The following is an 18868-nucleotide window of genomic DNA, read 5'->3' on the forward strand; positions in this document are numbered from 1 at the left end:
CCAACGCAGGCACGCCTGCGAAGGTCACAACAGCAAATTATTATTGGGTGAAACACCCTGAACCCATTGGCGTTAACCAATGAAGAATTTTATGTTATTGGGATGTAAAAACGCGGGCAATTGCTCTAATGCACTATAGTTGGCAGGCATTTTTGGGGTGAAGCGCTACTTTCGGCTAACCGAAGTTGCAGCGGCATCAACCCCATTTTTCACTCAGTGAGGTGACAGGAGTTTATCTGCCTTCAGCGATATTTAATCGCCATCGGGATAATGGCCTCGCGGGAGCCTTTTTCGGCCCGCAGCCGCGCAAGATATTGCTCCCATAAGCTTATTTGATTGGTAGCGAGCTGATGTAATACCTGCCACGAATAAAGTCCGGTATCATGGCCGTCATCAAATACCAGTTTTACTGCATAGTTACCCACTTGCTCTATGGCGCTGATATTGACCTCTTTCTTGTTGGTCACCAGCACAGGGTTGCCGTGGCCATGGACCTCGGCAGAAGGGGAATACACCCGCAGAAACTCGCAGCTGAGCTGGTACTGACTGCCATCATCGAAACCGACTTCCAGCAGGCGTGATTTGCGTTTCAGCTTGAGGGATACGACATTGGGGTGGCTCATGTAAGCTCCAGAATGGGACAAAGCCCGATTATGGTCGCTTGCTTTTAAGCAATTGTGAACCCCGACACCGCCAAAAAACACAACAGATCACGGACTCGCGGCCAGGCAGACATGACAGACAATATTTTTTTCTTCGGCGATTGGCAGATTTCACCCCAAAGCAACCGCTTGAGCCGTGGCAGCATCAACCGCCAGCTCGAACCCAAGGCGATGGAGGTGCTGCTGTACCTGTGCCACCGCGCGGGCGAGGTGGTCAGCAGCGACGAGCTGCTCGATGCCTGTTGGCCGGGGCTGGATACCGGCGACAACCCGCTGCACAAAACCATCGCCCAGCTGCGCCGGGCACTGGATGACAGCGCCACCACGCCACAGTTTATTGAAACCATCCGCCGCCGTGGTTACCGCACCCTGGCGCAGGTCAATTTTCCTGTCGGTCATGAAGAATCCGCCCCCGAGCAGGCCTGGCAATCCGGCTCGCCCTTTCCGGGGCTGCGCGCCTTTGGCGAAGCCGATGCCGGGGTGTTTTTTGGCCGCCGCGAGCAAATCAATGCCCTGCTCGACAACATCAGCCGCCAACTGCGCACCGGCCGTGGCTTTTGCCTGTTGCTTGGTCCAAGCGGCAGCGGCAAAACCTCGCTTATCCATGCCGGGGTGCTGCCCAACCTGATGACGCCCCAGGGCGTAAACGGCATCGGCGTGGTGTCGGCCAGTGGCCTCGATTTGGCCGACGTTGGCCGTGGCCAGCTTTACAGCGCCCTGGCCGGTGCCATGCTCGACTGGGAAGTAAACGACACGCCGGTGTTTCAGGGCCACAGCATGGCCTCGCTCGCGGCCGTGCTCGAGCAGGATGCCAGCTCGCTCTATGGCCAGTTGCTTGGCGCGCTGCCGGGCAGCCCCTGGGATAAACCAAGGTTTGCGCTGGTGATTGACCGCCTCGAGGTGTTGCTGTCATCGCCGCTGTTCAGCGCCAACGAGCGCGATGCCTTTCTTGCGCTGATGGACAGCCTGTCCCGCAGCGGCGCAGTGCTGCTGCTCAGCGCCTGTCGCAACGACTTTTACCCGCAGGTGGTCAGCCAGCCAAGCCTGATGGCAGGCAAGGGCAACGGCGCCCATTTCGACCTTGAACCACCGAGCCGTCAGGCGCTGCTGCAAATGATCCGTCTGCCGGCGGCCGCGGCAGGGCTTAGCTGGGAGTTTGACGCCCAAAGCGCCCTTGGCCTCGATGAAATCCTCTGCCGTGAAGCTTCGGCAAGTCCGGATGCGCTGCCGATGCTGCAGTACCTGCTGCAGGTACTGTATCTGGAGCGCGATGGGCAAAATCAATTAAAACTCGATGTGTATCATCGTCTTGGCGGCATTGAAGGCGCGATTGGCCGCGCCGCCGACGAGGCGCTTGCCAGCGAGAGTGACGCCACCCGCCGCGCGCTGCCCACCCTGCTTGCACGGCTGGTAACCCTTCGGGAAGACGAGCTTTCCATCACCAGCCGCAGCGCCCGTTACAGTGAGCTTGTCACCGATGCCGAGCGGCAGCTGGTGCAGGCGCTGGTGGACAGCCGCCTGTTTGTGTCACACCTCGAAGATGCCGAGCCAAGCTTCAGCGTCGCCCACGAAGCGCTGCTGCGCCGCTGGCAGCGTGCTGCAAGCTGGATTGAGGCTCACCGCCAGCATCTGGCGCTGCAGGCGCGGATTTTTCATCAGGCCAACCGCTGGCAACAGGGCGGGCGTGAGCGGGATTATCTGCTTGGCGAAGGCAAACCGCTGCTGGAAGCAAGGCAACTGCTGGATGAGCCCGTGCTCAGGCTCGATGACATCAGCCGCGACTTTATTGCCGCCTCCTGCGCCCGCGCGGCGCGCCGCAGCCTGCTTAAGCGCGGCACAGTAGCGCTGCTGGCCGTGCTGACTTTGGTGTCGGTGCTGATGGGTATCAGCAGCATGCGTGCCGAGCGCCTTGCCACCGAGCGGCGCCTTGCCGCCGAAGATTTGCTGGGATTTATGGTGGGGCAGTTTGCCGACCGGCTGCGCAGCATCGGCCGCATGGATTTGCTCGACGGTGTCAGCAACAAGGCGCTGGATTATTTCAGTACCGAAGACCGCAGCTTGTCGGCTGCGGCGCTGCTGCGCCACGGCCAGACCCTCGAGGCCATGGGCGAAGTGGCTTACAGCCGTGAAAAACCCGACGAAGCCAGGGCGGCGCTGCTGGCGGCGCGCAGCAAACTGCTGCCGCTGGTGGGGGACGATGTGCCCCAGCTTGAGCTGCACAAAACCCTTGGGGCCAACGCCTTCTGGCTTGGGCAAATCGAGTACGACAGGAGCGACTGGGCGGCGACCAAGCCCTGGTTTACCGCCTACCTTGAGCACAGCGAGGCCATGCTTGCCCTTGCGCCTGAAAGCCGCGATGCCATGCTGGAGCTGTCCTACGCCGAAAACTCCCTTGGCAGTCTGGCGATGAAGCAGCAGGATTATGGCCGCGCCCGCGAGATGTTTGAGGCCTCCCTCGCACTTAAGCAGATACTGCTGTCGGCAAACCCGGGCGATGGCCAGCTGCTTGCCGATGTGGCCGATACCCAGTCCTGGCTTGCCAGTGCAGCATTGGCGCAGGGGGATGTGAAAAAGGCGCTGGCGCTTTACCACGACATAGGCGCCGTGCTTGGTGTCACCAAAGAGGCCTATGCGCTGGACCGCTTATCCCACAGTCAGGTTAAGCTTGCGCGGCTTCACCAGTGGCTGGGCGACTCAGAAGCAGCAAAAGCGGCGCTTGAGCGCGCGCTCAAGACCCGCTCGGATGCCTTAAGCGGCGATCCGGATAACCTCTCCTGGCGTTACGATTTGCTCACCCTCAAAATTCAAGGGCTTGAACTCGGGCTTGCCGCGGCAAGCAGTGCTGAGCTTGCCGTCTTTGAGGCGGAGCTTAACCACAGTGCGGCGCCATTGCCCGGCGAGCGGCAGCAAAGATTGCAGCAGCTTTACCTGCTGTCGGCCGCCAAGCGCTTGTATAAGCTTGGCGACTTTGCTGGCGCCGAAGCCCGGGCTGCGGCCGCGATGGCCGCATTTAAGCTGGTAAACTTGGCCGCCTCCGCCGATGTCAATGACAGCGTCAAGTGGGCAGAGGTGCAGCTGTTGTGGCGTGCCAGTCGCAGGGCGCAGGGAATGGAGTTGCCTGACACCGAGTTGTGCTTACAGGCAAAACAGCTTCTTTTGCCGCTCGCGGGTGCATCAAATGAGCCTAAAATCACGCTGCCGCTGGTGCAGGCGCTGGAGTGTCTCGGTGAGACCGAGCAGGCCACCCGGCTTAAGGCGCCGCTGCTTGCCCAGGGGGTGGTGTTTGATAATTTACATTAAGCGCATAACAAAATCATTTTAAAACAGTGTGTTAGCTAGTAAGATTGCCGGAAGGTTTGTCAGCGCTGCTGCGGTAGTATGCGTAGCGTGCTTGGCGCATCGGCGTTCGCCTTTTTAAGGCCTAATCAATGTGAGCGGATCCGTGCGAGTGGACGACTCAGTCCGCTTTAGCCCTGCACAAGCCTAAATAACTCAAACAACAGGAAATCCCATGCCTACTATTATCGATATCACAGTGACCGTCAGCCTCGACGACAATCAAGTGCCTCAGTTCGCCTATAACCCACCGGGCTCTGTGACTGTAATCGAAAACTCCCAAATCAACTACAAATTGGATGATCAGACCAACAAGGGCTTAAGCTTTGCCGGCGCCGCCTTTGCCACTCCGTTTGACCGGATTATCGACGCGGTTGAAGTAACGCCTACTTTGCTGACCCTGACTGATACCGATGCGGTTATCGGCACCACCGGCTTCCGTCTGCTGTTTAACATTGCCGGCAGCACGCTGCAGCTGTGCAGCCATGACCCGCAGGTCATTAACAAAGACGAGAAATAAGCCCGAGCTTTATTGCCGAAATTGCAATACAGGGTGTGCCATAGGCGCCGCAAAGGTGATGCAAAACAGCAGCAAAAATACGGCAACAGCCCGGCCCCGCGCCGGGCTTTTTTGTGGCATTTTTTGCCGCGTGTCAACCTTGTTTCCGCTTTGCCTTTTCACTGAGTTGAGCACTGAGTTGAGCACTGATTTGGGCCTCATGTATCCGCTGCTGCGTGCTTGGTTTTTGCGTTGGCCGCGCTTCCTTGCTGGCGGAACTTGTTCAAAAGCTCTCATCCAACCCAAGCGCGGGTTTGCATTTTTTGGGGTGGTGCCGTGACGCTTTCAGCGCAGCATAAGCACGCCCTTTACACAGGTTCAGTGCAAGGAACTGCGCAGGAGCGGGGCAGGATCAGCGCAGGGTTTTGCCGAATGTGGCTCGCCGCAGGCAGAAATTTGGCCGTAAGCTTGGCGGAAGGTTTGATTTTTATATAATTTAAACAATAGCTTGCATCGTAAGGTTGGCGGAAGGTGAAATTTGACCTGACTCGATAAAGTAGTCACAGTCAAAATCGATGCCGTGGAGCGCATGATGCATAAACAGGACTTTAGCAACGCCAATCTGACCCGCTTGGGGACAGCCGCAAGGCTCAATGACAATCATATGGCCGCTGACGAACATGCGCTGCAGGCGAGCCTTGCCGCTCAGGTGAATCCGGTGGTTTGTGATTATGACGCCGTGGCCGATGTGCTGTTGTGCCTGCGTCAACCCATGGTGCTTGCCAGCAGCGATGGCACTGTTATCAGTGTGAATGCGGCGGCGGCCGAACTCCTCGGCGACGATGCCGAAACCTTTGTCGGCGAGCACTGGCCAAGCTGGCTTGCCAATCCGTTTCAAAGTGAATATGCCACCCTGTTTGCCTCGGCGCCGCTGCCAAGACCCGGCTGCTGCATGGACAGCTATCAGCACGGCCCCCGTGAAATGCAACTGCGCCGCGCCGATGGTCATCTGTTGTCTATCAATCTGAGCCTGTCGTTGATGGGCGGCGTGTTGCCGGTGTTTTTGATTGGTATCGAAGATCTGTCGGCCCAGAAGGCGGAAATTCGCCGCTTATCGACCCTTGCCTCCACCGATTGCTTAACCGGCCTTGCCAACCGTCGCAGCCTGACCGAAAACCTCGAGCGCCAGTGGCAGCAATGTGTGCTGCGCCGTACACCCATCAGCGTGTTGATAGTGGATGTGGACTATTTCAAGCAGTTCAATGATTTGTATGGCCATCTCAAGGGTGATGAGTGCCTTAGGCTGATTGCATCGGCGCTGAGTTCGGCGCTGCCGTCGAATCAATGTATGGCGGCCCGTTTTGGCGGCGAGGAATTTGTGCTGGTGTTGCCGGGCTTTAATGCCGCGATGGCCGAGCTGGTGGCGCGGCAGGTGTCGGATGCGATTGCCGCCATTGACGTTAGTGCCCTTGGGCTGCCGCAGGGGGCGCTCATCACCGTCAGTCAGGGCATTGCCAGCGAGAGCTGCGGCCAGTTTCGTACCGCCGATGCGATGTTGCTGAGCGCCGATACCGCGTTGTACCGCGCCAAGCGTGACGGCCGAAACCGTATTGCGCTGTCTGACTGAGGGGACGAGCAGATGAACTGGTCGGTGATTGCGATACTGCCGAGTGCAACCGAGCGCGCCTGCGGCTTTTTATCGCTGCAGCGTAAACGCTATGGCCGTGAGCCGGTGCAGGCAGCGCTGGCGCTGTGGAAAGGCGTGTGCAGCGAGCCGCAGGCGCTGCAGATCCTGTCGGATGTGCGTGAAGTGGTGCACGCCGGGCAGTTATCCTGCGCCGATTTAAGCTACCTGCGCGCGCTGCTGACGCATTTTGAGCTGCTGGCATCGGATGAACTGAGAGCTCAGCCACAGCGAGAGCTGGCCCAGTAGCGGCAGGCTGCAGTCACAAACAGGTTCTTAAAAGCAGATAGACGCGATGCTCGTCAATCGCATTCGATGCGGCGCAGTTTGCCGTCGCTGAAGTGGTAAAAGGCATCCTGTGGCCTGTCGAGTGCCCAGATGGCATCGTCATCAAGCCCTTGCAGCATAGCGCGCAGGATCATGCTGGTAATGCCGTGGGAGATTAAAATGGCCTTGCCCGGCGTGGCGTCGTCGCGCAAAAAGTGCTGCAGCCGCGCCTGAATCGCGTTAAGCGGCTCGGCTCCCAGCGCCTGCAGATACCAGCCCGGCAGGTTGGCAAAATGCGGATTGGCGGCGTGAAGTTCAGGGATGCAGGCCTGCTCAAATTCGCCAAGCCCCGCTTCTTTGATGCGTTCGTCCGCTATGATGCTGCGCTCATCACGGCCGAGGGTTTGGGCCACCAGAGCTGCCGTTTGCATCGCTCGCCCAAGTGGGCTGGAAATGAGCTGGAAATCATCCAGATTACCCAATTTTTTCAATCTGTTGCCATAAGCCTGTGCCTGGGCTTGCCCAAGTGGGGTCAGCGGCGAGTTACAGTGGCCCTGCAGGCGGCGCTCGGCATTGAATTCGGTTTGACCGTGACGAAGGATATAGAGTTCTGACACCATGACGCTGGGAGTAAATTGCACCTAAGTGGCGGCAGTGTACCACAAGCAGCGCGCCTTGCCTGTGACCTGTGCGCCTTGCTAGAGTGAGCCTGGTCTATGCAGGCAATTCAGGGAAAGAAGAGTGAGCAATAAGCAAATAAAACACAAAGCAGACGTCAATGAGCCGCTATCCAATAAAAGTGCTTGGCACGTGACCCGTGCGGGCTTTTGGGTGTTTGGCCTTGGGTGTTTGATCATGTTGCCGTTCTTGTTGCTGCCGGATTTGTATCCTGCGGCTTTTGAAGGCGAACTGAGTGTACTGGCGTCGTTCCCGCTGCGAGCCCTGCTGGCGCTGCCAGCCATGTTGTTTATGCTTGGAGTGGAACGCTTACTGCTGCGAAAAGGGATACTACTTCTGGCAGCGCCTCAGGTTGCAACAGGCAGCAAGGCTCAGAAACGATAAAAGGAAGGCGATGCCTTCCTTTTTTGGATATCCCAGCTGTATTACCAGCGGAATTCGCCGCCAATCACAAAGGCGCTGGCGTCGCCGAATTCATTCAGCTCTGCAGTCACGGCAAACAGCTTGCTGAAGGCGTACTTGGCACCGATACGGTGCGATGTGTCGCTGTCTTCGGCATCGCTCAGGTCGATGTAATCCAGACCGGCGTAAAGCTCCAGAGCCGGGGTTGTGGCGTAGCGCAGCAGGGCGCCTACGCGGTAACCATCATCGCTTGCAGACTCACCTTCTGCATTGGCTTCGACTTTCACCAGTGCCGCTTCAATGCCCAGATCCAGCACAGGATTGAGGTTGAAGGCATAACCCACACCGTAGCTGCCCTGAGTCAGGTCCAGCTCAATGTTACCTCCCCAGGTGTTGATATCGGCGGTGGTGTTGCTGTGACGCACTGTGGCGTAGAAATTACTGGCGCCGAAGCTTTGTACCAGATGCGCGGTGTAACCGGTGAAGTCTTCGCTGAAACCATCCAGCTCCAGCTGGGTGTAACCGATACCGGCGTGGCTGTAGCTCAGGCCGTTGTCAGGCGTTTCGTTGGCAAATGCAGGGGCAGACAGCAGTGCGGCAACAGCCAGCAGGGAAAGATTCCTTTTCATTGATATTCCTAAAATTTTTATTGTAGTTAATGGGTGCTCGGGTTCAGGCGTGGGCAATATAGCAGGCGGGTTTTGCCGAGTAAATCTCAGTTAAAGGTATGATGAAAAAAAGTTGTGACCTTGGCTTGGGCGAGCCTGTTGTGGGGCGGCTGTGCTGAACTTTGACTGGAAAAATGGCGATAAACTGTGGTCAAGAACTGTTGCCAAGGACTATCGCCAGGGACTATCGCCAAGTGCTGTGGCAATTACTGTGTAAATAAACCGAGATAAAAAGAAAAACCGGGACTGTGCCCGGTTTTTTGCGGTGTGGATGCTGCTTACAAGATGAAGCGGCTTAAGTCTTCGTCCTGCACCAGATTGTCGAGGTGAGCATTTACATAGTCGGCATCTATGGTGAACTTGCTGCCGGACTTGTCACTGGCATCGAAGGAGATGTCTTCCATCAGCCGCTCCATCACGGTGTGCAGGCGGCGGGCGCCGATGTTTTCGGTGCGCTCGTTCACCTGCCAGGCGGCCTGGGCGATGCGCTCGATACCCGACTCGGTAAACTCGATATTCACGCCTTCGGTGGCCATCAGCGCCTTGTATTGCTCGGTGAGCGAGGCGTGTGGCTCGGTCAGGATGCGTTTGAAGTCCGAGGCGGTGAGGGCATCGAGTTCAACCCGGATTGGCAGGCGGCCCTGCAGCTCGGGGATAAGATCCGATGGCTTCGACATCTGGAACGCGCCCGAGGCGATAAACAGGATATGGTCGGTCTTGACCATGCCGTGCTTGGTGTTGACTGTGCAGCCTTCGACCAAAGGCAGCAGGTCACGCTGCACCCCTTCGCGGGATACATCGGGGCCTGAGCTTTCGCCACGCTTACAGATTTTGTCGATTTCGTCGAGGAATACGATGCCGTGCTGCTCGACCAGCTCGATGGCCTTTTCTTTCAAATCTTCCTGATTCACAAGCTTGGCGGCTTCTTCATCCACCAGTTGCTTGAGGGCGTCTTTGATTTTGAGCTTTTTGCGCTTGGACTGGGCCTGACCCATGTTCTGGAACAGGCTCTGCAGCTGATTGGTCATCTCTTCCATGCCGGGGGGCGACATGATTTCAACCCCAAGCTGCGGCCCAGCCACATCGATTTCAATCTCTTTGTCATCGAGCTGCCCTTCGCGCAGCTTTTTGCGGAAGATCTGGCGGCTCGCTGAGGTGTCTTCTTTTGGCGCGTCCCAGTCGTTTTTCGGCCGAGGCAGCAGCGCATCGAGAATACGCTCCTCGGCGGCTTCTTCGGCGCGGGCGCGGCATTTTTTCATCTCGACTTCGCGGGTCAGTTTAACAGCCACGTCGGTCAGATCGCGGATGATCTGGTCCACTTCCTTGCCCACATAACCCACCTCGGTGAACTTGGTGGCTTCGACCTTGATAAAGGGGGCGTTGGCGAGTTTGGCGAGACGGCGGGCGATTTCGGTCTTGCCGACGCCGGTGGGGCCAATCATCAGAATATTTTTTGGGGTCACTTCGTGGCGCAGCGCGGCATCGAGCTGCATCCGGCGCCAGCGGTTACGCAGGGCAATGGCAACGCTGCGCTTGGCTTTTTGCTGACCTATGATGTGCGCGTCCAGCTCGTGGACAATCTCGCGGGGAGTCATTTCAGACATGATGATTCCTTCAGTAACTCAGCTCTTCGATGGTCTTGAACTGGTTGGTGAATACGCAAATGTTACCGGCAATGGTCAGCGACTTTTCAGCTATCTCAAGGGCGCTGAGGTCGGTGTTTTCCAAAAGCGCGGTGGCAGCGGCCTGGGCAAAGTTGCCGCCGGAGCCGATGGCAATCAAATCGTTCTCGGGCTGCACCACATCGCCGTTACCCGTGATGATGAGCGAGCTTTCGCTGTCGGCAACCGCGAGCAGCGCCTCGAGTTTTCTCAGCATCCGGTCGGTGCGCCAGTCTTTGGCGAGCTCAACCGCGGCGCGCATCAAATGGCCCTGATGCATTTCGAGTTTGGTTTCAAAGCGCTCGAACAGGGTAAAGGCGTCGGCGGTGCCGCCGGCGAATCCGGCCAGAACCTTGCCATGGTAAAGGCGGCGCACTTTGCGGGCATTGCCCTTCATCACGGTATTACCGAGGGAAACCTGGCCATCACCGGCGATAACCACCTGATTGTTGCGGCGGACTGAGACGATAGTTGTCACGATAAATCCTCATATGGCGTCCGAAGAGTGGGCCTTCGGCGGGAGATTCTGGGGAAGGTGCGAATAAGTCCCGTGCTTGCTCTGCGTGAGCTTACAGCAGATACCGCTGTAAGCCACGCCCTATGGGGCTTTGATAGCAACACCATTTCGGCGTTATTTAACTTCAACATGCCCCCAGCATGCTTTCAGTTAAATGCCTTGAACTGTCGCCGCTATCAAAGCCAGAGCTGTGCGAGGACCTGTTCGAACCTTCCCTAGCTATATGGGGGCAGGGAAAGGCTTTTCAAGGGCGAAAAAACAAGGCCACCTGTGGGTGGCCTTGGTATTTGTGAGCCGGGGCTTAGTTTTGCCACAGCCAGATTTGGCAGGTGTTCATGCCTATGCCCTGCAGCTTGTGGCGTGCCCGCTCGGCGTCACGCTTTTTCTCATAGGGGCCGAGGATGACTTTATACCAGGCGCCGTTGCTGCCTTCGGACTTGCGTACCTGTGCCGTCATGCCCTGAAAGGCAATCACGGCCTTCATCTTTTCGGCCTGAGAGGCATCGCGGAACGAGCCGCACTGCATCTGATAGGGGCCGGCGGAGCGGATTTCTTCAGGCTTGGGCACGTCCACCTCAACCTGTTTGTTTTCCAGCTCCTTCAGATAAGTCCATTCTTCCTGCGGCTTGGGCGGCAGGGCGTTGGGATCTTTCTTGGGCTTGGCGGCCTCGACCTTGGCCTGCTCGGCCTTGGCGGTATCGGCGCTGCCCTTGATGCTCCACAGGAAATAACCAAAGCCTGCAATCAAGGCGACTATCAATGTCAGCGGGATCCAGGGCACTCGCCGTGGCTCGGGGCCACCCCTGCGGCCGCCGCGACCTTTGGCAGGGCGCGACGTTCGATTGGCGTAATCGCGGCTCATGGATTACATGCGCTCCAGAGTCTCGATCCCCAGCAGTGACAGACCCTGCTTGAGGGTGTCGGCGGTGAGGCGCGACAGCAGCAGACGGCTGTTGCGGGCAACATCGCTGTCGGCGCTGAGCACCGGGCAGGCCTCGTAGAAGCTGGAGAAGGCACCGGCCAGTTCATACAGGTAACCGCAGAGGATGTGCGGCTGGCCCTTATCCACCATGCGGGCAAGGATTTCGCCGAACTGTGCCAGCTTGTTGCCAAGCTCTTTCTCTTTGTCGTGTTCCAGCACCAGTTCGGCGTTGGCGAGGTCGATGTTGTCGGCCTTCTTGAAGATACCGGCCACACGGGTGTAGGCGTACAACAGGTAGGGCGCCGTGTTGCCTTCAAAGCTTAGCATCTGCTCGAAGCTGAAGATGTAGTCGCTGCTGCGGTTTTTGGACAGATCGGCGTATTTCACCGAGGCAATGCCAACCACGCGGGCGATTTCTTTGACTTCAGCTTCATCCATGTCCGGGTTTTTGCTGCGAACCAGCTGCTCGGCGCGCTCAACTGCTTCGTCGAGCAGGTCAACCAGCTTCACCACGCCGCCGGAGCGGGTCTTGAAGGGGCGGCCGTCTTCGCCGTTCATGGTGCCAAAGCCCATGTGCTCGAGGGTCATGTTTTCACGCACAAAACCGGCGGTGCGGGCGAGACTGAACACTTGCTGGAAGTGCAGTGCCTGACGCAGATCCACAAAATAGAGCACGCGATCGGCATTGAGGGTGCCTGAGCGGTAGCGCATGGCAGCCAAATCGGTGGTGGCATACAGGAAGCCGCCATCGGCTTTTTGAATGATTACCGGCAGTGGCTCGCCGTCTTTATTGCGGAACTCTTCCTGGAATACCACCTTGGCGCCGTCGCTGATGGCGAGCAGGCCCTTGGCATCGAGGTCGGTAACGACCTGAGCGAGGTCGGCGTTATAGGCGCTTTCGCCGTGTACGTCTTTGCGGGTCAGGCTTACACCGAGGCGGGCGTAAACGTCGTGGCAGTGGCTCAGGGAGATGTCGTTGAACTCACGCCACAGCTTGTTGCAATACTCATCGCCGCTTTGCAGCTCAACCACCAGGGCGCGGGCGCGGGTGGCGAAGGCATCGGATTCATCGAAACGCAGCTTGGCGGCGCGGTAGAAGCTCTCAAGGTCAGAAAGCTCCAGATTGGCCTTGTCGCCGCCCTGGGCGCGCAGCTCTTCCATATAGGCCAGCAGCATGCCGAACTGGGTGCCCCAGTCGCCCACGTGGTTTTGACGGATGACATTGTTGCCGAGGAATTCCAGCGCGCGCACCACGCTGTCACCAATGATGGTGGAGCGCAGGTGACCTACGTGCATCTCTTTGGCGAGGTTCGGGGAAGAGTAGTCCACCACCACGGTTTGCGGCGCGGCGGCTTTTACGCCCAGCATGGCATCGCCGATGGCGGCCTTGAGCTGATTGGCCAGTGCGTTTTCGTCGATAAAGAAGTTGATAAAGCCGGGGCCCGCTATGTCGACCTTGGCCACCTGCGCCGAGGCAGGCAGGTTGTCGATGATAAGCTGCGCCAGTTCGCGCGGCGGCTTGCCTGCCACCTTGGTCAGCATCATGGCCAGATTGGTGGCCAGATCGCCATGGCTCTTGTCCTTGGTTCGGTCGACCTGAATGCGCGCTTCAAAGTCGGCGGGCACTATGCCCTGGGCTTTCAAGGATTCAAGGGTTTGTTCCAGCAAGGATTGAATGAGTTCTTTCATCGGCCTGTATCTACTGACTGCAAGGTTTAACGGGAATAACCGCGTATTCTAGCCGCTGGCGGCCCCCACTGGCTATCGGTTGAAGGAACTTTTTGAGCAATAACACGACTCTGACGGCGCTTTTTGCCAGATGAACAACTCTTCATGCACGGCAAAGGCTGGTTTCATGCTTGCTGTTGCATAGTCAGTGCATGGTTCATCGGACAAGGATGTTTGTGATGCTGGAAGTCTTGATCTTGTTAGCGCAAATCTTTCTACCAGCCGCTTGTGGCCTCGGCGAGCGCACAGAACACGATAAAACTTTGCTCTATGTGTTTGTCGCAGGCCTTATTTTTTTCACCGGTTTCTCACTCCTGTTTGCGTACCTCGCGAGCATTTATCATTGACATCCCCAACCTTGCGCGGCTTTTTAGCCGCGATTTTTTTATTTAAGCCCGTTTAATTCACTGTTTTGGCGTAATTAATCCCATCAGAGCGCGTGTGGCGAGGCTGATTTTCATCGTATACCCTTGGTGTTGCAAAAAAACATAATAACGGAGTAACACCATGAAAATCAGAAGTCTCGGCATCGCTACCCTGATGCTTGCAGGCTGTGGCGGCGGAGGCGCTGAAGGGGGAGAAATCCCGGCTTCAGTCAATCAACCGCCCAGTGTCAGTATTGCGCCCGTGGGCGATGTCCGTCAGGGACAGAGCCTGACCTTAACCGCCAGCGCCAGTGACGCCGATGGCAGCATTGCCTCCTATCAGTGGCAACAGCTCGAAGGCCCGGCGGTAACGCTTGGCAGTGCGGCGGCCATGACAGTCGTGCTGCCGTCATCTTCAGCGCAGCGCCAAACCTATCGCTTTCGCCTCACAGTGACCGACAACGGGGGCGCCACCGCCCAAGCCGAGACCAGCATCGAAGCTTTGCGCGCCATGACCGAACTCGAGGCCAGCAGGCTGCTGCACCAGGCCACCATGGGGCCGGTAAGCGGTGAAATCAGTGCCAGTGCGGGCATCAGTGAGGAAGAGTGGATAGCGCAGCAAATGGCGCTGCCGCAAAGCTCGCTCCTTGCCAATATTCGCCTTTACGGCAACGAAACTGAGCTTAATTACAATACCAATCATTGGGTTGATACCTGGTGGCGCACTTCGATGGCGGCGCCGGATCAGCTGCGTCAGCGCGTGGCCTTTGCCCTCAGTGAAATCTTTGTGGTGTCCACCAAGGGCGCGGGGCTGACCCGCGAGCCAAGGGGCATGGCCAATTACTACGACATGCTCGCCGCGCACGCATTTGGCAACTTCCGCGACCTGCTTGAAGACGTGACCTTATCGCCTGTGATGGGCGTGTATTTGAGTCACCTTGGCAATGAAAAGGCCGACGAGGCGCGTAACATTCGCCCCGATGAAAACTACGCCCGTGAGGTGATGCAGCTCTTTACAATAGGGCTTGAGATGCTGAATGCCGATGGCACGCCAATCATCGGCAACGATGGCCGCGCCATTGCCACTTACGGTCAGGATGAGATTGAGGGCTTTGCCCGGGTGTTTACCGGCTGGACCTATGGCGGCGCGACCCGCTGGGTGAATCCGCAGAAAAACTACCTGGTGCCTATGACGGCCTGGGCGGCTTATCACTCCCCCGAGCAAAAACAGCTGCTTGGCGGTACTGTGTTGCCCGCCGGTCAAAGCGCCGAGCAGGATTTGAGTGATGCCCTCGATAACCTGTTTAACCACCCCAACGTCGGGCCTTTTATCGGCAAGCAGCTTATTCAGCGTCTGGTGCGTTCAAACCCGTCGCCAGCCTATGTGGCGCGGGTGAGTGCGGTATTTAATGACAATGGCTCTGGAGTAAGGGGTGATATGGCCGCTGTGGTAAAGGCCATTTTGCTCGACGATGAAGCGCGCATCCCCAATTTGGCGGATAACCGCGCCGGTAAGGTCAGAGAACCCTTGCTTCGCACCATGCAGCTGTGGCGCGAATTCAAGGCTGACAGCGTTTCTGGCCGGGTGCTGACGCTGGACATGGAAGAATCCCATGGTCAGGCGCCGCTTGGGTCGCCTTCGGTGTTTAACTTCTTTCGCCCCAACTTTGCCCCGGCGGCGCTGCAGGCCGATGGTTTGGTAGCGCCAGAGCTGCAGATTGCCAACGATGCCTCCCTGATTGGACATATGAATTTCAGCCATATGGCCACCTATTCGCGCATTGCGGAGAAAATCAGTTCACCGGGCGATCAATGGATCCTCATCCATCTGAGTGAGCATGCGGATTTGCTGAGTAAGCAGGGCATTGACGCTCTGCTTGACCGGTGGAACCTGGTGTTTTGTGCGGGCACCATGACAGCGACCGAGCGGCGCATCCTCAAGGATGTGTACACACTGTATCTGCCCTCCGGGGTGCTGACGACCATGGGGCAGATGCTGTTTGCCCTGAGTCAGGCGCCTTCTTTTGCCACTGCGCCCTGAGGAGTTTCCATGAGTCAGTTTAATCGACGCGAATTTTTGTCGCTCTGCCTCAAGGGCGGAGTAAGCCTTGCTGCCCTGTCGCAGCTGCAACTGGGCGCCATGAGTGCTTTTGCCGCCGAAAGTGCCAGCGATTTCAAGGCACTGGTGTGTATCTTCCTCTATGGCGGTAACGATTCATTCAACATGCTGGTGCCGCTGGAAGGGGAGTCGTTGACCGCGTATCAGGCGACCCGCCAGACCCTGGCGGTGAGCGGTGCGCTGGCGCTTAATCCGCTGACCCCCGTGGCTGACGGCATTGGCCTTAATCCCGCCATGGCGAGCTGTAAGCCACTGTTTGATGACGGCAAGCTGGCCTTTGTCTCATCCCTTGGCAGTTTGATGGCGCCCTTAAGCCTTACCGAATACAAGCAAAAGTCGGCGGCCATTCCGGCGCACCTCTTTTCCCACAATGATCAGCAGGCCACCTGGATGCGCGGCCGTGAGCATGACAGTCTCAGCCACGGCTGGGGTGGCCGCATGTTGGAGCTGCTGAGCGCCAACAACCACTTTGCGGCCAACGTGTCACTGGATGGGGTGAATCAGTGGCAGCGCGGTCAGGCATCCAATCCGTTCACCCTCAGCAAGTCGGGTGTGACCAGCATTCGTGCCTTCCAAAGCAGCGGTAACCGCACCCCAAGTTTCAGGGCGCTTATCAATGAACTGGCCCAGAGCGGCAGCGGCAACTTTGGCGGCGCATACAGTCAGGGGCTTGGCAGTGCCATTGGCAATACCGAGGCGATGAACGCCGCCATGGCGCAGGCGCCTGCGTTTGATGGCGTGTTCAGCGATAACAGCCTGTCGGCACAGCTGAAGGCGGTGGCCAAGTCGCTCACCAGAGCGCCGGCGTTTGGCCTTGGCCGCCAGGTGTACTTTGTCTCCATGGGCGGCTTTGACACCCATGACGATCAGGCCATCAACCATCCGCTGTTGCTGCAAACTCTGGCCACCGCGCTGACTGAATTCGACACCGCCCTTGGGCAGGTTGGGCTTCGTGACTCAGTGACCAGCTTTACCATGTCGGACTTTGGCCGCACCCTGACCTCCAACGGCGATGGCACCGACCACGGCTGGGCCGGGGTACAAATGTTGATGGGCGGCGCGGTGAGAGGCGGAGATATCCACGGTAAAGTGGAGCTGCAATCCCGAGGTGTAGCCAATGACGTGGGCGGCGGCAGGCTTATTCCGGCCTTTGCCAACGAGCAATACTTCGCACAGTTGGCGCTCTGGTTTGGCTTGTCGGCAGCGCAGCAGCTTGAGCTCTTCCCGAACCTTGCCAACTTTAACGCCGGTGAGCTGTCACTCTTCCGTTGAGGCTTATGTTTCGTTGAGGCTTGTAAGGCAGACTAGCCTGGATCTGTATGGGTTAGTCTTTGACTGGAAATAAAAAACGCGGCCAAGGCCGCGTTTTTTGTTTCTGTTGCCAAGCGTTTAAATCGGTGATGGCACCAGTGTGGTCAGCCACAGCGAGTCTTCGCCTTCAGACGACGTGAGTGACATCAGCGCTGGATTGTCGCTGCCCTGAACCGGCGCCAGCGTCAGCACAAAATCCACCGCGGCGGCATCCTTGTAATGGATTTCCACCGAGCCTGCCATGGTGATTTCCCAGCTGATGGTCAGGCTTGGCTCGTCACCCTGAGAAATAAAGCCATCGCCTTCGGCTCCGAAGTAGACGGTGAAGGTATCAAACTCGCCCGATGCAAGCTTGAATTTAAGCTCAAAGGCCTGCTCTTTGATATCGCTGTGCTCAAAGCGACTTGGGTCGCGCAGCAGATTGACCTGCCCGAGGGGATGCGCCGCATCATAATCCTGCAATCCGGCGCTGAAACGCTCGACTTTAGGCAGGCTGTAGCGCTCATCTCCCTCGCTGTCGAAAAACCATAGCTCACCAAAATTGGTCAACTTGACCGTGTCCGGGGTATGGCTGTCATCGCTGTCGTACAGGCCGCCGGGGCCGTCCGAGTCGACGCTGACCGACGTCACGCTGAGCTTGTCGCCATCAAACTGATATTTGCCAAACTCTCCTGACAGCGCCTGCGGCTGTTGACCTTGGTAGCTCTCAAGATTGTTGGTGTGAATCAGCGCGTAATCGGTGTCAGATAAAAACACCACCAGAGTGAGGTTTTCATCCGAGTCTTCCCACACCCGCCAGGTGCCCGACAAGGCATGGGCGCCGTTATCGATTCGGCTAAGCTCGACGCTACCCTCGGTGAAGTTGATGGTCAGGGTGTCGCCAAGGGTCATGGTCTTGGCCTGATGCTGGCCATTGTCGAACAGGCCGCCGCTGTTATCTGACTCGGCAATGAGACTCAGGCTCAGTGCGCCGCTGTCCGGATCCCACTGGTAATTTCCAAGCTCAGCGCTGCCGGCGGTTTGGTCGCCATCGTCGGTATGTTCATGAAACAGAATATAGTGGCTCGAATCGATAAAGGTCAGCACGTTGCGCTGGCCTTCGCCCTCCTTGTACAGCCAGCTGCCGAGGAGCTGCTGGCGCTTGGATTGCTGCAGGTGCGAAAGCGCATCGCTTTCGCTGACCAGAGTGCGGTTATCCAGCGTCGTTAAAATACCTGCCACAGCAGTGGCAAAGGCGCTGCTGCTGATATCGAGTGCTGAGCCTTTAAAGGCATCCTTGGTGGCATCGCTCAGGCTGATGCCGTTTTCTGGATTTTGGTCGTCATCCAGAGTTTGCAAAATACGGGCGATGTTGAGGGTGGTGGTGGCATCATCTGCCGCTATATCTTCGGGGGTTAGCAGGCCGGTAGCGGTCACCGCCGGAAACGCCAGATCGCCGATGAAAAACACCACGGATTCACCCGGCAGATAACGATAATAACCCATGGCGTCGGTAACGCCGGATTGGGTTTCGGTGCGATAACCTATGCCGGCAACCGGGCTGTCGAGCAGCAAGCCGGACTGTACGCTACTGCAGCTGACCGCAGCTGCGGTGGCATTGGCTGAACTCAGGGTGCCGCTGGCGCTGCTGATGCTGCATACCTGGCCATCGGGCTGGCTGCTGATGCTGATACTGAAACTGGTGCCTTCACTCACCGTAGTGGAAAACTGAAAACTGCTGCCGCTGAAGCTTTGGGTTTGGCTGGAGCCTGCGCTGAGGGTAAGGCCAATACTGCCACTGAGACCACTGATACTGCCGCCGATACTGAGTTTTGTGGGCTCCACTGGTGTTGGCGCTGGGCTTGAGTCTCCATCACTGCCGCCACAGGCACCAAGCAGCAGGGCGAGGGGAAACAATAGCCCCGAACGGGGCGAGCGGGTTGAATACATGATGACGTCCTTTTGGTGTATTCCATCTTTATGTGCTGCGACTTTGCAACGACAAAAGTCTAGGAAATCAGGACTCTCAGGGGTTGTGATTCTTTTTGAAAAAATTTGAAAGTTTGATTA

At 57.5% G+C, this 18868-nt stretch carries 15 protein-coding genes; 7 read left to right on the plus strand and 8 right to left on the minus strand.

Features of this window, described 5'->3' with window-relative positions:
- Positions 1–242 precede the first annotated feature (242 nt).
- Positions 243–623 carry a gamma-butyrobetaine hydroxylase family protein gene (locus tag KJI95_RS06015; protein WP_214506288.1) on the minus strand — a complete coding sequence of 127 codons (381 nt, stop codon included), beginning with the start codon at positions 621–623 and terminating at the stop codon, positions 243–245.
- Between the two features lie 111 nt (positions 624–734).
- Here KJI95_RS06015 and KJI95_RS06020 point away from each other — a divergent pair, with 111 nt between their 5' ends.
- The 4 genes from KJI95_RS06020 (at position 735) to KJI95_RS06035 (ending at position 6430) form a co-directional block, all read left to right on the plus strand.
- On the plus strand, positions 735–3962 hold the full coding sequence (locus KJI95_RS06020) for an nSTAND1 domain-containing NTPase (RefSeq protein ID WP_214506289.1): 3228 nt from the start codon (positions 735–737) through the stop codon (positions 3960–3962).
- Between the two features lie 211 nt (positions 3963–4173).
- Positions 4174–4518 (plus strand): DP-EP family protein, encoded by a 345-nt coding sequence (locus KJI95_RS06025; protein WP_214506290.1) that lies wholly within the window; start codon positions 4174–4176, stop codon positions 4516–4518.
- Between the two features lie 568 nt (positions 4519–5086).
- Positions 5087–6124, plus strand: coding sequence for a GGDEF domain-containing protein (locus KJI95_RS06030; RefSeq protein ID WP_214506291.1), 1038 nt, complete (start codon positions 5087–5089; stop codon positions 6122–6124).
- 12 nt (positions 6125–6136) lie between these two features.
- Positions 6137–6430: a hypothetical protein gene (locus KJI95_RS06035; protein WP_214506292.1), complete on the plus strand. Its 294-nt coding sequence runs from the start codon at positions 6137–6139 to the stop codon at positions 6428–6430.
- A gap of 53 nt (positions 6431–6483) precedes the next feature.
- Here KJI95_RS06035 and KJI95_RS06040 read toward each other — a convergent pair whose 3' ends face one another.
- A complete protein-coding gene (locus KJI95_RS06040) occupies positions 6484–7089 on the minus strand; it encodes a histidine phosphatase family protein (RefSeq protein ID WP_214506293.1) in 606 nt (201 codons plus the stop codon).
- A gap of 100 nt (positions 7090–7189) precedes the next feature.
- Between KJI95_RS06040 and KJI95_RS06045 the strand changes: the two genes are divergently transcribed.
- The gene (locus tag KJI95_RS06045) at positions 7190–7510 is read left to right on the plus strand and encodes a hypothetical protein (RefSeq protein WP_214506294.1); all 321 of its coding nucleotides are present in this window, start codon (positions 7190–7192) and stop codon (positions 7508–7510) included.
- 41 nt (positions 7511–7551) lie between these two features.
- Here the strand turns inward: KJI95_RS06045 and KJI95_RS06050 are convergent, their stop codons facing one another.
- The 5 genes from KJI95_RS06050 to argS all read right to left on the minus strand — a co-directional run bounded on the left by KJI95_RS06050 (position 7552) and on the right by argS (position 12985).
- Complete coding sequence (locus KJI95_RS06050) at positions 7552–8157, minus strand: outer membrane beta-barrel protein (protein WP_214506295.1); 606 nt, start codon at positions 8155–8157, stop codon at positions 7552–7554.
- Positions 8158–8474: 317 nt separating this feature from the next.
- Positions 8475–9800: an ATP-dependent protease ATPase subunit HslU gene (hslU, locus tag KJI95_RS06055; RefSeq protein ID WP_214506296.1), complete on the minus strand. Its 1326-nt coding sequence runs from the start codon at positions 9798–9800 to the stop codon at positions 8475–8477.
- A gap of 10 nt (positions 9801–9810) precedes the next feature.
- Positions 9811–10335: an ATP-dependent protease subunit HslV gene (gene hslV, locus KJI95_RS06060; protein ID WP_214506297.1), complete on the minus strand. Its 525-nt coding sequence runs from the start codon at positions 10333–10335 to the stop codon at positions 9811–9813.
- A 340-nt stretch (positions 10336–10675) separates the two neighbouring features.
- Positions 10676–11236, minus strand: coding sequence for an SPOR domain-containing protein (locus KJI95_RS06065; protein WP_214506298.1), 561 nt, complete (start codon positions 11234–11236; stop codon positions 10676–10678).
- 3 nt (positions 11237–11239) lie between these two features.
- The gene (argS, locus tag KJI95_RS06070; RefSeq protein WP_214506299.1) at positions 11240–12985 is read right to left on the minus strand and encodes an arginine--tRNA ligase; all 1746 of its coding nucleotides are present in this window, start codon (positions 12983–12985) and stop codon (positions 11240–11242) included.
- Positions 12986–13531: 546 nt separating this feature from the next.
- Here argS and KJI95_RS06075 point away from each other — a divergent pair.
- Positions 13532–15430 (plus strand): DUF1800 domain-containing protein, encoded by a 1899-nt coding sequence (locus KJI95_RS06075; RefSeq protein WP_214506300.1) that lies wholly within the window; start codon positions 13532–13534, stop codon positions 15428–15430.
- Between the two features lie 9 nt (positions 15431–15439).
- Positions 15440–16780, plus strand: a complete 1341-nt coding sequence (locus tag KJI95_RS06080) for a DUF1501 domain-containing protein (protein WP_214506301.1) — start codon at positions 15440–15442, stop codon at positions 16778–16780.
- 117 nt (positions 16781–16897) lie between these two features.
- Here the strand turns inward: KJI95_RS06080 and KJI95_RS06085 are convergent, their stop codons facing one another.
- Complete coding sequence (locus KJI95_RS06085) at positions 16898–18748, minus strand: hypothetical protein (RefSeq protein WP_214506302.1); 1851 nt, start codon at positions 18746–18748, stop codon at positions 16898–16900.
- Between the last annotated feature and the right edge of the window lie 120 nt (positions 18749–18868).

The organism is Shewanella jiangmenensis, assembly GCF_018596335.1.
In the GTDB taxonomy this organism is placed as follows: domain Bacteria; phylum Pseudomonadota; class Gammaproteobacteria; order Enterobacterales; family Shewanellaceae; genus Shewanella; species Shewanella jiangmenensis.

Coding starts and splice junctions, on each gene's coding strand:
- KJI95_RS06085 (WP_214506302.1), bottom strand. CDS start 18,748: ATGTATTCAACCCGCTCGCCCCGTTCGGGGCTATTGTTTCCCCTCGCC.
- hslU (WP_214506296.1), bottom strand. CDS start 9,800: ATGTCTGAAATGACTCCCCGCGAGATTGTCCACGAGCTGGACGCGCAC.
- KJI95_RS06050 (WP_214506295.1), bottom strand. CDS start 8,157: ATGAAAAGGAATCTTTCCCTGCTGGCTGTTGCCGCACTGCTGTCTGCC.
- KJI95_RS06075 (WP_214506300.1), top strand. CDS start 13,532: ATGAAAATCAGAAGTCTCGGCATCGCTACCCTGATGCTTGCAGGCTGT.
- KJI95_RS06065 (WP_214506298.1), bottom strand. CDS start 11,236: ATGAGCCGCGATTACGCCAATCGAACGTCGCGCCCTGCCAAAGGTCGC.
- KJI95_RS06015 (WP_214506288.1), bottom strand. CDS start 623: ATGAGCCACCCCAATGTCGTATCCCTCAAGCTGAAACGCAAATCACGC.
- KJI95_RS06035 (WP_214506292.1), top strand. CDS start 6,137: ATGAACTGGTCGGTGATTGCGATACTGCCGAGTGCAACCGAGCGCGCC.
- argS (WP_214506299.1), bottom strand. CDS start 12,985: ATGAAAGAACTCATTCAATCCTTGCTGGAACAAACCCTTGAATCCTTG.
- KJI95_RS06030 (WP_214506291.1), top strand. CDS start 5,087: ATGATGCATAAACAGGACTTTAGCAACGCCAATCTGACCCGCTTGGGG.
- KJI95_RS06025 (WP_214506290.1), top strand. CDS start 4,174: ATGCCTACTATTATCGATATCACAGTGACCGTCAGCCTCGACGACAAT.
- KJI95_RS06080 (WP_214506301.1), top strand. CDS start 15,440: ATGAGTCAGTTTAATCGACGCGAATTTTTGTCGCTCTGCCTCAAGGGC.
- KJI95_RS06020 (WP_214506289.1), top strand. CDS start 735: ATGACAGACAATATTTTTTTCTTCGGCGATTGGCAGATTTCACCCCAA.